Raw genomic sequence first — 13610 nt, forward strand, 5'->3', positions numbered from 1 at the left:
TTGTTATACCAAACGCATTTTTCATGTCAAGAAGGAGTAACACCATGAAGATCATCTATAAGGACGGTCATGTGGACGAGTGCCCGCAGGACCAGGAACTGCACGTTATCCGTCACACCGCAGCCCACGTCATGGCTCAGGCCATCAAGCGCCTCTACCCGGAGGCTGACTTCGCCTTCGGCCCCGCCACCGAGAACGGCTTCTACTACGACGTTGACCTCGGCGACACCAAGCTGACCGACGAGGATCTGGCCAACATCGAGAAGGAGATGCGCAAGATCACCAAAGAGAATCTGGCCATCAAGCCCTTCATCCTGCCCCGCGCAGAGGCCGTCAAGCTGATGGAAGAGCGCCACGAGAACTATAAGGTCGAGCACATGGCTGACCTGGCCGACGAGACCGAGTTCAGCTTCTTCCAGCAGGGCGAGTACGTCGATATGTGCATCGGACCTCACCTGACCTACACCAAGGCTCTGAAGGCTTTCAAGATCACCCAGCAGTCCGGCGCATACTGGAAGAACGACAAAGAGAACAAGATGCTGACCCGTATCAACGGCGTGGCTTTCCACAATCAGGAGGAGCTGGACGCCTGGGAGAAGGAGCAGCAGGAGGCCCGTGAGCGCGACCACCGCAAGATCGGCAAGGAGATGGGCCTGTTCATGACCGATGACCTGGTTGGCCGCGGTCTGCCCATGTTCCTGCCCGCAGGCTACACTGTCTGGCAGGAGCTGGAGAACTATATCAAGGAGAAGGAGCGCGCCCGTGGCTACCTGCACGTTATGACTCCCTGCATCGGCACCGTGAATCTGTACAAGACTTCCGGCCACTGGGACCACTACCGCGAGAATATGTTCCCCGCTATGGAGATGGAGGGCGAGAGCTACGTCCTGCGCCCGATGAACTGCCCCCATCACATGATGATCTACGCAAACCGTCCCCACTCCTACCGTGACCTGCCCATGCGCATCGGCGAGATCGCACACGACTTCCGCTATGAGTCCTCCGGCACCCTGAAGGGCATCGAGCGCGGCCGTCACTTCTGCCAGAATGACGCTCACCTGTTCTGCACTCCGGAGCAGATCAAGAGCGAAGTCGCTGATGTCTGCAACCTCATCTTCGAGACCTACAAGGACTTCAACATCACCGACTACCGCTGCGTTCTGTCCCTGCGTGACCCTGCCGATAAGAAGAAGTATCACGACGACGACGCGATGTGGAACCACGCCGAGAACGCTCTGCGCGAGGTCCTGACCGAGCTGGGCATCCACTTCACTGAGGAGATCGGCGAGGCTGCTTTCTACGGCCCGAAGCTGGACGTCAACGTCAAGCCCGCTGTCGGCGCTGAGTACACCCTGTCCACCTGCCAGCTGGACTTCTGCCTGCCCGCAAAGTTCCACCTGACCTATGTGGACAAGGATGGCTCCGAGAAGACCCCCGTTGTCCTGCACCGTGCGATCCTCGGTTCTCTCGACCGCTTCATGGCCTACCTCATCGAGGAGACCAAGGGCAAGTTCCCCACCTGGCTGGCTCCTGTTCAGGTCAAGGTCCTGCCCGTCTCCGAGAAGACCCTCGAGTATTCCGAGGCCATCACCGAGAAGCTGGTGGAGGCCGGTATCCGTGTGGCTCTGGACGACGACAACCAGAAGATCGGCTACAAGATCCGCGCTGCACAGCAGGTGGACCGTGTGCCTTATATGCTGGTCCTGGGCGCCAAGGAAGCCGAGGCCGGCAACGTCTCTGTCCGTGACCGCAAGGGCGAGACCACCACGATGGAAGTGGATGAGTTCATCGCAAAGGTCACTTCCGAGATCAAGAACCGCAGTCTGTAAGCGATATGATTCCTGATTATATTGATGAAGTCGAGCGTCCGAATGAGGAAACGATTGCCGCCATGTTGGAGGCTGAACGCATTGCGAAGGACCCCAACGTAAAGCACTACACCGATTTGGATGAACTTTTTGAAGATTTAAGGAAATAACAAATGCCGCTCTTCCCTTGATAGGAGAGCGGCATTTTTGTGCCTTGGAATCAGGTCATCCCTTTGGTTTTCTCGTCAATCAGCGAAAAAATCCTATCATATGTACCGTTCAGAATCGCCTGACGCGGCATCCAGAAATCAAACAGCTCTTTTAGTCCTGCCGAATCCCCGCAGATTTTTCGGGTCTGCTCATAGGCAAATGTATTCGCATCGACTTCATGCGGTTGTCCGAGATACAGGCTTGTAAAATATCCTTCGCTACCTTTTAATTTACATTTCAGATAATGATTTTCCACCAGTTTATAGCAAGTCCCGTCGAACATGATGATATACTGAACGCTTCGATTTATCGTCTCATTAAATCGCTCCGGTTCAAGATACTGGGATGCGTGCCGCAGCTCATGAAAAAGATAGAACATTCTTGCGTACCCAGGCTCTTTGTCCAGCCCCTCTGCATTTATAAACACAGTTCTGCTGGAAGCGTCAAATGTTCCCTTTGCTGTTTTGTATCCGGCAGGCATCTCAAAGGACAAATACAGATTCAGCCCATGCTCCCTGCAATACGCGTCGAAATACTTTTTATATCCAGTCATTCTCTCGTCACCGGCTCGCAATTCTTATGAAAAATGCCCCTGCCGAAGCTATTTTTAGCGTTCTGCAAGGGCATTTTCATTTACGCTTTGTTATTTCAGCAGATTATCATCCGTGAAGTAATTGATTTTCATGGACTTACGCACTTCGGCGAGGGTGGCGGCGGCGGTCTTTTCGGCCACGGCGCTGCCTTCCTTCAGAATTTCCACGACCTCGGGCAGGCGCCGCTCCCACTCCTTGCGACGGTTGCGGATGGGCTCCAGCTCAGCCTGCATGACGCTGTTCAGGAACTTTTTCACCTTCACGTCGCCCAGACCGCCGCGCTGATAGTGTGCCTTCAGCTCGTCGAGGTTCTGGTACTCGGGCAGGAACTCAGCAAAGTGCTCCGGGCGGCTGAATGCATCCAGATAGATGAAGACGGGGTTGCCCTCCACCTTGCCGGGGTCCTGCACGCGCAGGTGGTTCGGGTCGGTGTACATGGACATGATCTTCTTCTTGATGTCCTCAGGCTCGTCGGAGAGGTAGATGCAGTTGCCGAGGCTCTTGCTCATCTTGGCCTTGCCGTCGGTGCCGGGCAGGCGCAGGCAGGCGCTGTTCTGGGGCAGAACGATCTCAGGCTCCACCAGAGTCTCACCGTAGACGGCGTTGAACTTATGAACGATCTCGCAGCACTGCTCGATCATGGGGCGCTGGTCCTCGCCTGCGGGGACGGTAGTAGCTTTGAAGGCGGTGATGTCCGCAGCCTGGCTGATGGGGTAAGTGAAGAAGCCCACCGGGATGCTGGACTCGAAGTTCTTCTGCTGGATCTCTGCCTTGACGGTGGGGTTGCGCTGCAGGCGGGAGACGGTGACGAGGTTCATATAATAGAAGCTCAGCTCGGTCAGCTCCGGCACCATGGACTGGATGAAGATGTGTGCCTTGGCGGGGTCGATGCCCACGGCCAGATAGTCCAGAGCGACCTGCAGGACGTTCTGGCGCACCTTCTCCGGATTGTCGGCGTTGTCGGTGAGGGCCTGTGCGTCAGCGATCATGATATAGATCTCGTCGAACTTGCCCGAGTTCTGCAGCCGGACACGCTCCTTCAGAGAGCCGACATAGTGGCCGACATGGAGCCGGCCCGTCGGGCGGTCGCCCGTCAGAATGATCTGTTTCATTTTTTTCTCCTTTTTCATCAGGCGCATTTTTCCTCAACCTCTCCGTCACAGCTGACGCTGTGCCGCCTCCCCTGATAGGGGAGGCTCTGGCGAAAAGGGCAAGTTTTCGGTTTTGCCAAGGGCTCTCCTATCCGGAGAGCTGGACGCCGCAGGCGGCCTGAGAGGTTCATTTTTTATAAGTATATCCCCCGCCGCTTTCTCTGTCAACAAAAGCCGCACCGGAACGGATAAAAAAGAAAAAGCGATGGAAAACTTCCATCGCTTTACTGGCGCCTCTTGCCTGACTCGAACAGGCGACACCCTGATTAACAGTCAGGTGCTCTAACCGACTGAGCTAAAGAGGCATCTATATAAAACGGCGCAGAGCCGTTTTACTACTAAAATGGTGACCCGTACCGGAATCGAACCGATGTTAAAGGCGTGAGAGGCCTCTGTCTTAACCGCTTGACCAACGGGCCATACTACCATTGCATCGGGTGTTGTTCCCGACTCGATTATTTTAGCACAGCGCACCCGCTTTGTCAACAGGCATTTTCAATTTTTCGGCAAAAATTTCGAAAAAATCAGAACAGCCGACGTACTCTGCCCTTCACGGCCCCCAGAAGGACGTTCAGGTAAAGACCCATGACGCTCTCCACCTCGCCCAGCTCCATGCTCTGGCGCTGGGGCAGGCCGGCCAGCGTACCGCGGTAGAGGCAGCGCAGCTCGGGCAGCTCGGCGTAATCGCTGGGGTGCATGAGGGTGCTGGGCTTTGGCAGCTCCAGCGCACCGCTCTTCTGGAGCACCTCGCTGACGAACTGGGAGCAGAAATAATGCCGACGGCGCTGCCAGCGGATATGCATCCAGCAGAGCAGCAGACCCAGCGAATTGAAGCGGTAGAGCTCCCCGTGGTGCATCATGTGTTGAGTGCGGCGCTTGGCGCGGGTGTAGGCTTCGTCCGTCACTTCCAACGCGTAGAGGGCGCAGGGGATGTTCTCCCGCATGAGGAACACGCCCCGGTTCAGGTACTCCCGGCTGGGACCTGCGGGGAACATGGTATAACCATTCTTGCGGGTAGAGCTGTAGAGAGTGCTCAGGTCCTCGTCGAAGGCGAGGGAGACGTGGGTGTACTGCGCACCGGTCAGGCTGTACACGAGGTTCGAGAGCAGGGTGCCGGAGCGGGTAAGAAATATGTAAAGCGTCTTCATCGTCGTTGTTTCTCCATGCTGGCGGCTCATGGCCGCGGGTCAAACTGATTCAGTATATCATAAGTTGTGCGTTTTTTCCAGATAAATCGCAAAATATCCACAAACATTTTGTGTCTCTACTTATAATACGTTTTTTCGCGGCCCAAAATTGCAGCCTCTTCTCTCCTGTTTTCCGCTCCTTGTATCCCAAATCGACAAAATTTTATCAAAGATTTGTTTTTGGCATAAAATCTTTAATTTGTACAGGCAAACGGGCCAAGATTTTTACGAAACTGTCTCAAATACCCCAGATTCTTAATAAGATTTGTTGCTTTTACCCGAAGAAAACCGCTCCGCCGGTTGATTTCGGCCCCAATTTATGTATAATGATATACAGGAGAATACGCATCTGTATTTCTTTTCGTCGTCCTTTTGCGGTGTCCTTTTGGCTGAGGGCAGCTTACCGCTGGTGTCTGGACGATGACCTGAACGAAAGAAGAGGTATAAGTATCATGGCAAAGTTGGATCTGAGCAAGTATGGTATCACCGGCACGACCGAGATCGTGTACAATCCCTCTTACGAGCAGCTGTTCGACGAGGAGACCAAGCCCGAACTGGAAGGCTACGAGAAGGGCCAGGTCAGCGAGCTGGGCGCTGTCAACGTCATGACCGGTATCTACACCGGCCGCTCCCCCAAGGATAAGTTCATCGTCATGGACGAGAACTCCAAGGACACCGTGTGGTGGACCAGCGACGAGTACAAGAACGACAACCACCCTGCTTCTCAGGAAGCCTGGGAAGCTGTGAAGGAGATCGCCAAGAAGGAGCTCTCCAACAAGCGCCTGTACGTCGTGGATGCTTTCTGCGGCGCCAACAAGGACACCCGCATGGCCGTCCGCTTCATCATGGAAGTGGCCTGGCAGGCACATTTCGTCACCAATATGTTCATCAAGCCCACCGCTGAGGAGCTGGCGAACTTCGAGCCTGATTTCGTTGTCTACAACGCTTCCAAGGCTAAGGTCGAGAACTACAAGGAGCTGGGCCTGAACTCCGAGACTGCTGTGCTGTTCAACATCACCAGCAAGGAGCAGGTCATCGTCAACACCTGGTATGGCGGCGAGATGAAGAAGGGTATGTTCTCCATGATGAACTACTTCCTGCCGCTGAAGGGCATCGCTTCCATGCACTGCTCTGCCAACACCGATAAGGAGGGCAAGAACACTGCCATCTTCTTCGGTCTGTCCGGCACCGGCAAGACCACCCTGTCCACCGACCCGAAGCGTCTGCTCATCGGCGATGACGAGCACGGCTGGGACGACAACGGCGTCTTCAACTTCGAGGGCGGCTGCTACGCAAAGGTCATCAACCTGGACAAGGACTCTGAGCCCGACATCTACAACGCCATCAAGCGCAACGCTCTGCTGGAGAACGTCACTCTGGACGCTGAGGGCCACATCGATTTCGCCGACAAGAGCGTGACCGAGAACACCCGCGTCTCCTACCCCATCGACCACATCCAGAACATCGTCCGCCCCATCTCTTCTGCACCCGCAGCCAAGAATGTCATCTTCCTGTCTGCTGATGCATTCGGCGTCCTGCCCCCGGTCTCTATCCTGACTCCGGAGCAGACCCAGTACTACTTCCTGTCCGGCTTTACCGCAAAGCTGGCCGGCACCGAGCGCGGCATCACCGAGCCCACCCCCACCTTCTCCGCCTGCTTCGGTCAGGCTTTCTTGGAGCTGCACCCCACCAAGTACGCTGAGGAGCTGGTCAAGAAGATGCAGAAGAGCGGCGCAAAGGCTTATCTGGTCAACACCGGCTGGAACGGCACCGGCAAGCGCATCTCCATCAAGGATACCCGCGGCATCATCGACGCTATCCTGAGCGGCGCTATCAACGAGGCTCCCACCAAGAAGATCCCCTACTTCGATTTCGAGGTCCCCACTGCTCTGCCCGGTGTTGACCCCGCTATCCTCGACCCCCGCGACACCTACGCAGATGCCGCTCAGTGGGAAGAGAAGGCCAAGGATCTGGCTGGCCGCTTCATCAAGAACTTCGCAAAGTACGAGGGCAACGAGCACGGCAAGGCTCTGGTCTCCGCCGGCCCCCAGCTGTAAGCTGACAGCACCTCTTACATAAAGAGCTTTTATCCCCCTGTCCACACCGGGCAGGGGGATTTTTATGTCCCGAAAAAATGGCGAAACCTATTTTTTTTTGCGGAACCATGTTATACTTAGTCCAAATTCTGCACCGCGGCAGGAAGCCTTTCGGGACATATAAGGGGTATTGCTTATGAATAATCAGACAGTCAACGACTACTTCAAGCACCACTGGGCGAAGCTCATCGTCTTTGTGCTCTTTACGGCGGTGGTGTCCTTTTTCGCACCGCTGAAAAGCTTCCAGCTCAAGTGGCTCATCGACTCCAAGAGCAAGCAGGAGGCGCTGGGCTATATGGGGCTGGTGTTCCTCATCACCTTCACCAGCTGGTTTTTCGAACGGCTGAGCCGCCGCTCCTTTACAAAACTCGCCTGCGGTGCCGTGGAGCAGGTACGGGGACAGGTCATGGAGCGGGTGCTGCGCCGCCCGGTGTCCCAATATCAGCGGGAGGGCGACGCAGCCTATCTCTCCCTGCTGACTACCGACCTGCGCACCCTCTACGACGACTATTATATGTCCATCTTCAATATCGTGTTCTGGGGCGGCATCATGCTCTGCGCTCTGGGAATGTACCTCTACATCAGCCCGGTGATGCTGGCGGCGATTTTGCTCGTGACCGTGCCGCCGCTGGTGCTGCCCCGCAAGATGAACGAGCGGCTCAAAGCCGCCCGCGACGCCTTCTCGCTCCAGATGGCGGGCTACACCCAACAGCTCAAAGAGCTTCTGGGCGGGTTTGAGGTCATCCGGGGCTTTCTGCGGGAGGACGCCTACGCCGCCCGCCACCGGGACGCGGCTCGGCAGGCCCGCACCAGCGAGCTGGGCTATCAGCAGAGCCTCAATGCAATGGTGGTCAACACCTCTCTCATCAGCAACCTCATCTTCCCCATCGTCATGCTGGTGGGCCTGTTCCTCGCCTTTGATGGCCGTCTGACGATCGGCACCGTCTCCACCGCCGCCAGCATGGCGAATTTCGTCATCACGCCCTGCAGCCAGATCGCTCAGTGCTGGGCCAAGGTCAGGTCCTCCAAAGGCATCCGCCAGCGGTTAGAAGACGCCATGTCCGGCCCGGAAGAAACGCCCAAAGGTCAGCCCATCGGCAGGCTTGAGCACATCGAGTGCCAAGACACCGGCTTTACTTATCCGGGTGCTGCCGTGCCGGTGCTGAGCGGTGTCCGGCTGACCGTTTCCGGGCAGGAAAAGGCCGTCCTCGTAGGCGAGAGCGGCTGCGGCAAGTCTACACTGGCAAAGCTGCTGTTCCAGTACTACCCAGACTATACCGGCAGCATCCTCTTCAACGGCCAGCAGTTGCGCGGCATCGACCGTCAGAGCCTCTACCAGCGGGTGGGCTACATCGCCCAGACCACCTATCTCTTCAACGACACCCTCCGCAGCAACATCTGCCTGGGTGAGGATTTCCCCGAAGAGCAGCTGACCCACGCCGTGGAGACGGCGGGCCTTTCCGACTGGGTGAGCACCCTGCCCGACGGCCTCGACACCCTCATCAGCGAGAACGGCAAGAATCTCTCGGGCGGGCAGCGCCAGCGCATCGGCATCGCACGGCTGGCACTTCGCCGGTACGACCTCATCATTGCCGATGAAATTACTGCCAGCCTCGACCCCGACACCAGCGGACAGGTCATGGAAAATCTCCTCGCTCTCCCCTGCATGGTGGTGGCCATCACCCACGACATCTCGGGGGCGTTCATGAAACAGTTTGACAAGGTATACCGGGTGGAACACGGAAGCGTCACGCAAGCATAAAAGGAGAGCCTGTGCCGGGTTTCAGCACAGGCCCTTCTCTTGTTTTTACCGGTTATTTTGCCGCGTCGAACTCGGCCAGAATATCTTCCGTGGGAGCCGGGGTCACGAGGCTGACCACCACGCAGACGGCCAGCGAGACGAGGAAGGCGGGCAGAAGCTCATAGATGCCGAAGACGCCGCCCAGCGGGCTAACGATGTACTTCCAGACGAAGACCATCAGGCCGCCGGAGAGCATACCGGCCAGAGCGCCCTGCCAGTTGCAGCGCTTCCAGAACAGGGCGCAGAGGACGACAGCGCCAAAAGAGCCGCCGAAACCGGCCCACGCAAAGCTGACGATGCCGAAGACACTGGAATCCGGGTCGCGGGCCAGCACCACGCCCACCACGCTGACGCAGATGATGGTCAGGCGGGCTGCGAAGAGGCTCTGCTTCTCGCTCAGTTTGAGGTGGCCGAACTCCTGCAAAATGTTCTGGGACACGCTGGACGCCGCGGCCAGCATCTGGCTGTCCGCCGTGGACATAGTAGCCGCCAGGATGCCTGCAAGGATGAGTCCGGCGAGGACTGCCGCCAGCACACCGTGCTGGCTGATGAGGCTGGCGATACGGACGATGAGGGTCTCACTGGACGAGCCGCTGAGGAATTCCAGCGCACCGACCCTGGTCATGCCGAGGCCCACCATGCCGATGACGATGGACGCCGCCATGGCGATGACCACCCAGACGGTGGCAATGCGGCGGCTGAGCACCAGCTTCTTCTCGTCCTCGATGGCCATGAAGCGGAGCAGGATGTGGGGCATACCGAAGTAGCCGAGGCCCCACGCCATGGTGGAGACGATGTCCAGCAGGCTGTAGGATGCGGCCCCGCCGGTCACAGCGTCGTGGCTGGCCGTCATGGTCAGGTAGCCGGAAAGGCTCTGGGCGTTCTCGACAACAGCGCCCCAGCCGCCGGCCACGACGATACCGTAGCCCAGCACCGCGATGAGGGCCAGCGACATGACCACCGACTGGATGAGGTCGGTGGTGGTGACGGCGCGGAAGCCGCCGAGGATGGTATAGCCCACGATGACGAGGGCCGACACCAGCATTGCTGCCATGTAATCTACGCCGAAGAGGCTGTGGAACAGCTTGCCGCAGGCCGCAAAGCCCGAGGCCGTATACGGCACGAAAAAGACGATGATGATGACCGCGCCCAGAGCGTTCAGCAGGTTGCGCTGGTCATGGAAGCGAAGCGACAAGAACTGCGGTACCGTAATGGCGTCGAGGTTGGCCGAATAGCGGCGGAGCCGCCGGGCCACGATGAGCCAGTTGAGCCAGGTACCCAGCGCAAGGCCGATGGCCGTCCAGCCCGGCGAGGCAATGCCTGTCAGATAGGCCAGACCCGGCATACCCATCAGCAGCCAGCTGGACATATCGCTGGCCTCGGCGCTCATGGCCGTGACCAGCGGCCCCATCTTCCGGCCGCCGAGGTAGAAGTCGGCGCTGTCGTTGTTGGTCTTGCTATAGGCGAAACCCACCAGCAGCATGGCCGCAAGATAGACGACGATGGTGACGATGATACAGATCTCACTCATACACGTTCCCCCTTTGGTGCTTTTTCCTCTATGATAAAAGCATGGCATGATTTTACCACAGTAAAGCATCAAAGTGCAAGACCCCTGGGCAGATTCTTACCCTATGACCGAAATTTCGTCCTTTGCAGCGTCCAAAACCACTCAATATGCCAACAGGCCGTCCTCCGGAGGAGGACGGCCTGTTGGTTCGGATGAAGAAAATGATGAAAATAAAGAAGATGACAGATTATTTTGCGGCTTCGCCTTCGGGGAAGATGATCTTGTTCACGAAGAAGAAGATGACCATCGAGATGCCGCCGTTGAGCACCGTGGTGCCGATGTTGTAGATGAAATCAGGCACCAGCAGACCGGCCACAGCCACCCAGATGCAGTTGATGGAGTTGACGATGCAGGTGATGAGGCAGAAGGCCAGCAGATACCAGCCGATCTGCTTGGCGAGGTTGCCCTTGCTGCGGAAGACAAAGTTGCGCTGGATGGGAAAATTGATGCACTCGCCGATGACCATGGCCACCATGTAGGCGCAGAAGTAGGGCAGGCCGCCGTGGGCGGCGTCGTAGCCGAGGATATTCCACTTGAAGGTCTCGCCGAACAGAGTGATGTCGATGCCCGGCCAGCCGAAGTCCACCACCGGCAGGCTTGCAAACGCCTTGGGCAGGAACTGCAAAAGCAGGTATTTGAACACGGTGATGAGGTTGGACACGATGACGAACAGTCCACCCTCCCGCACCCATTTGGCCGCGGCCGGATGTTTTGCGGCAAAGTTATTCCAGAAATTCATGACCTTATTCCTTTCAGCTGTTTTTGAGTCGGTTTTCCATCTGGCTGTTCAGGATGAGATTCTTGACGAACTCATAGATGACCCGGAGGATGCCCACGAGCCAGAAGCCTTTCAGCTCCCAGACGAGGCCGTCTACCATGCCCATGCTCACCATGCCGTTGGTCATCTTGGCCAGCGCGCGCAGCGGCATATTATACTGGAACACGGTGTTCAGGTCGGGGGTGCCTTTTGCAAAGCTGCTGTCCAGACGGTAGCGCAGCACCTTCTGTGCCACCCAGCCCAGCGGACTGCGGCCATGGTCCATCTCGCCCAGCGTCATGTTCCGGTCGATGCGGACGACATCCTCCGGCACAGGGTGGCCCAGCAGAGCCTCGAACTCGGCGTCAGTCACATAGGTGATCTGACCGGAGACGTAGTGGAGCAGGTCGAGACCCTCGTAGGGGTCGGGAGCGTTGGTCCCCTTGACGGAGACTTCCGCCGTCAGGCGGATGTCCGCGCTGGATGCACCCACGCGGAGCTGATAGCTTCCGCCTTCGACTTCCCAGCGGTCAGTCTTGACGTTCCAGTAGCGGAACGCCTTGTCGTCCAGAGCGATGCTCACCATCCTGCTCTCGCCGGGGGCGAGGAAGACCTTTGCAAAGCCCTTCAGCTCCTGCGCCGGGCGGAAGACTTTTGCGTCCTGCTTTGCAACGTAGAGCTGGACGATCTCGGCACCGGCACAGCTGCCGGTGTTGGTGACGGTGAGGGTCACACCCTTCTCGTCTGCCTTCAAATCACTGTACTCGAAGGTGGTGTAGCTCAGGCCGTAGCCGAAGGGGAACGCCACCGGCACACCGGCGGTCTGATAGTACCGGTAGCCCACATACAGGCCCTCGCGGTACTCCACGTTCCGGCCCTCGCCGCCGAAGTTCGCCTTGGCGGGGGTATCGTCGTAAGCCTGCGCCCAGGTCTGGGACAGCTTGCCGCAAGGGCAGAGCTTGCCGGTGAGGATGTCTGCGGCCGCGCCTGCGCCTGCCTGTCCGCCCAGTGCGCCGTAGACCAGCGCCCTGCACTGGCCGACCCACGGCGTCTCTACCGGCGCACCGGCGCTCAGCAGAACGACGACGTTCGGGTTGACGGCAGCCACAGCGGCCAGAAGCTGCTGCTGATTCTCGGCCAGCTTCATGTCAGAGCGGTCGAGGCCTTCGCTCTCCCGCAGCTCATCGAGGCCAAGGCAGAGCAGAACGGTGTCCGCCTTCTTTGCGAGGGCCACAGCCTCTTCCAGCTTCTCGGCGTCAGCTGCACCCTGACGCTCGAAACCGGAGGCATAGCCCACGAAGGTGATGCCGCTGTCGTCGGCCTTGATGCTGTCCAGCAGGGTGTCCACCTGCAGGGCGTTGACGGCGCTGGAGCCTGCGCCCTGATAGCGGGGCGTCTCGGCAAAATCGCCGATGACAGCCAGCTTCTCATTGGGCTTGAGCGGCAGGATGCCGCCCTCGTTCCTGAGCAGGACGATGCTCTCTGCGGCCGCGCGGCGGGCAAGCTTATGGTGCGCGGCCGCGTCGAAGGTGCGGGGCGCTTTTTCCACCGCAGCGTGGGTGGAGAACACCAGTTCCAGCATCTCGTCGAGGCGGGCGTCCACGTCGGCCTCGGAAATTTTGCCGTCCTGTACGGCCTTCATCAGCTCCCGGATGGAGTCGCCGCCGGGGCAGGGCATTTCGAGGGTGGAGCCGTTCTTCACGCCGAGGGCGTGGTCATTGGAGCCGCCCCAGTCGGTGACGACGGCCCCGTCGAAGCCCCAGTCCTTCCGCAGAATGTCCTGCAGCAGGTGGGCATTCTCGTTGGCGTAGGTGCCGTTGATGAGGTTGTAGGAGGTCATGATGGTCTTGGGCTTTGCCTCTTTCACCACGATCTCGAAACCGGTCAGATACAGCTCCCGCAGGGTGCGCTCATCGAGCACCGAGTCGCTGGCCATGCGGCGCAGCTCCTGACTGTTGACCGCAAAGTGCTTGGGGCAGGCAGAGATGCCGTTTTTCTGGATGCCGCGCACATAGGCAGCGGCCATCCTGCCCGCGAGGATGGGGTCTTCCGAGAAATACTCGAAGTCGCGGCCGCAAAGGGGGCTGCGCTGGATGTTCAGGCCGGGGCCGAGCAGGACAGCCACTTCCTGTGCAGCGGCTTCCTCGCCCAGTGCCTCGCCCACGGCTTCGCCCAGCTTCTCATCCCAGCTGCACGCAGTGGCGGAAGAGGTCGGGAAACAGGTTGCCGGAACGCTGGGGTTGAGGCCCAGATGGTCGGCGGCGCCGGCCTGCTTTCGGACACCATTGGGGCCGTCCGAAAGGGTGATGGCCGGGATGCCCTTGCCCGGCAGAGCGCGGGTGGTAAAGACAGTCTCGCCCGAGAGCAGAGCGCATTTTTGCTCTAAGTTCAGTTTCTGGATGATGTCGGTATGCTTCATCGCATTTTCCTCATTTTA

At 58.3% G+C, this 13610-nt stretch carries 10 protein-coding genes and 2 tRNA genes; 4 read left to right on the top strand and 8 right to left on the bottom strand.

The features are described 5' to 3' along the window. Positions 1-44 precede the first annotated feature (44 nt). The gene (gene thrS / locus J3349_RS09830) at positions 45-1829 is read left to right on the top strand and encodes a threonine--tRNA ligase (protein WP_207677292.1); all 1785 of its coding nucleotides are present in this window, start codon (positions 45-47) and stop codon (positions 1827-1829) included. Positions 1830-1834: 5 nt separating this feature from the next. Next, the gene (locus J3349_RS09835; RefSeq protein ID WP_015564559.1) at positions 1835-1978 is read left to right on the top strand and encodes a hypothetical protein; all 144 of its coding nucleotides are present in this window, start codon (positions 1835-1837) and stop codon (positions 1976-1978) included. A gap of 50 nt (positions 1979-2028) precedes the next feature. Here the strand turns inward: J3349_RS09835 and J3349_RS09840 are convergent, their stop codons facing one another. The 5 genes from J3349_RS09840 to J3349_RS09860 all read right to left on the bottom strand — a co-directional run bounded on the left by J3349_RS09840 (position 2029) and on the right by J3349_RS09860 (position 4910). Next, positions 2029-2571: a hypothetical protein gene (locus tag J3349_RS09840; protein WP_207677293.1), complete on the bottom strand. Its 543-nt coding sequence runs from the start codon at positions 2569-2571 to the stop codon at positions 2029-2031. Between the two features lie 90 nt (positions 2572-2661). Further along, entirely contained in the window at positions 2662-3723 is a 1062-nt protein-coding gene (gene trpS / locus J3349_RS09845) for a tryptophan--tRNA ligase (protein ID WP_207677294.1), read from the bottom strand. A gap of 267 nt (positions 3724-3990) precedes the next feature. Continuing rightward, positions 3991-4067: transfer RNA gene (locus tag J3349_RS09850), tRNA-Asn, on the bottom strand. Positions 4068-4106: 39 nt separating this feature from the next. Further along, positions 4107-4181 (bottom strand) — tRNA-Glu (locus J3349_RS09855). Positions 4182-4286: 105 nt separating this feature from the next. Then, positions 4287-4910 (bottom strand): hypothetical protein, encoded by a 624-nt coding sequence (locus J3349_RS09860; protein ID WP_207677295.1) that lies wholly within the window; start codon positions 4908-4910, stop codon positions 4287-4289. A gap of 491 nt (positions 4911-5401) precedes the next feature. On the opposite strand from J3349_RS09860, the gene pckA reads away from it, so the two are divergent. After that, complete coding sequence (gene pckA, locus J3349_RS09865; RefSeq protein WP_207677296.1) at positions 5402-7006, top strand: phosphoenolpyruvate carboxykinase (ATP); 1605 nt, start codon at positions 5402-5404, stop codon at positions 7004-7006. A gap of 175 nt (positions 7007-7181) precedes the next feature. Next, entirely contained in the window at positions 7182-8807 is a 1626-nt protein-coding gene (locus J3349_RS09870; protein ID WP_207677297.1) for an ABC transporter ATP-binding protein, read from the top strand. A 52-nt stretch (positions 8808-8859) separates the two neighbouring features. On the opposite strand, the gene J3349_RS09875 is transcribed toward J3349_RS09870, so the two are convergent. The 3 genes from J3349_RS09875 to J3349_RS09885 all read right to left on the bottom strand — a co-directional run bounded on the left by J3349_RS09875 (position 8860) and on the right by J3349_RS09885 (position 13592). After that, the gene (locus tag J3349_RS09875; RefSeq protein ID WP_207677298.1) at positions 8860-10377 is read right to left on the bottom strand and encodes a sodium/proline symporter; all 1518 of its coding nucleotides are present in this window, start codon (positions 10375-10377) and stop codon (positions 8860-8862) included. A gap of 226 nt (positions 10378-10603) precedes the next feature. Beyond that, positions 10604-11155: a GtrA family protein gene (locus J3349_RS09880; RefSeq protein WP_158400317.1), complete on the bottom strand. Its 552-nt coding sequence runs from the start codon at positions 11153-11155 to the stop codon at positions 10604-10606. 13 nt (positions 11156-11168) lie between these two features. Beyond that, positions 11169-13592 (bottom strand): glycoside hydrolase family 3 C-terminal domain-containing protein, encoded by a 2424-nt coding sequence (locus J3349_RS09885; RefSeq protein WP_207677299.1) that lies wholly within the window; start codon positions 13590-13592, stop codon positions 11169-11171. Positions 13593-13610: the final 18 nt, after the last annotated feature.

The organism is Faecalibacterium sp. Marseille-P9590 (genome assembly GCF_017377665.1).
Classification (GTDB): domain Bacteria; phylum Bacillota; class Clostridia; order Oscillospirales; family Ruminococcaceae; genus Faecalibacterium.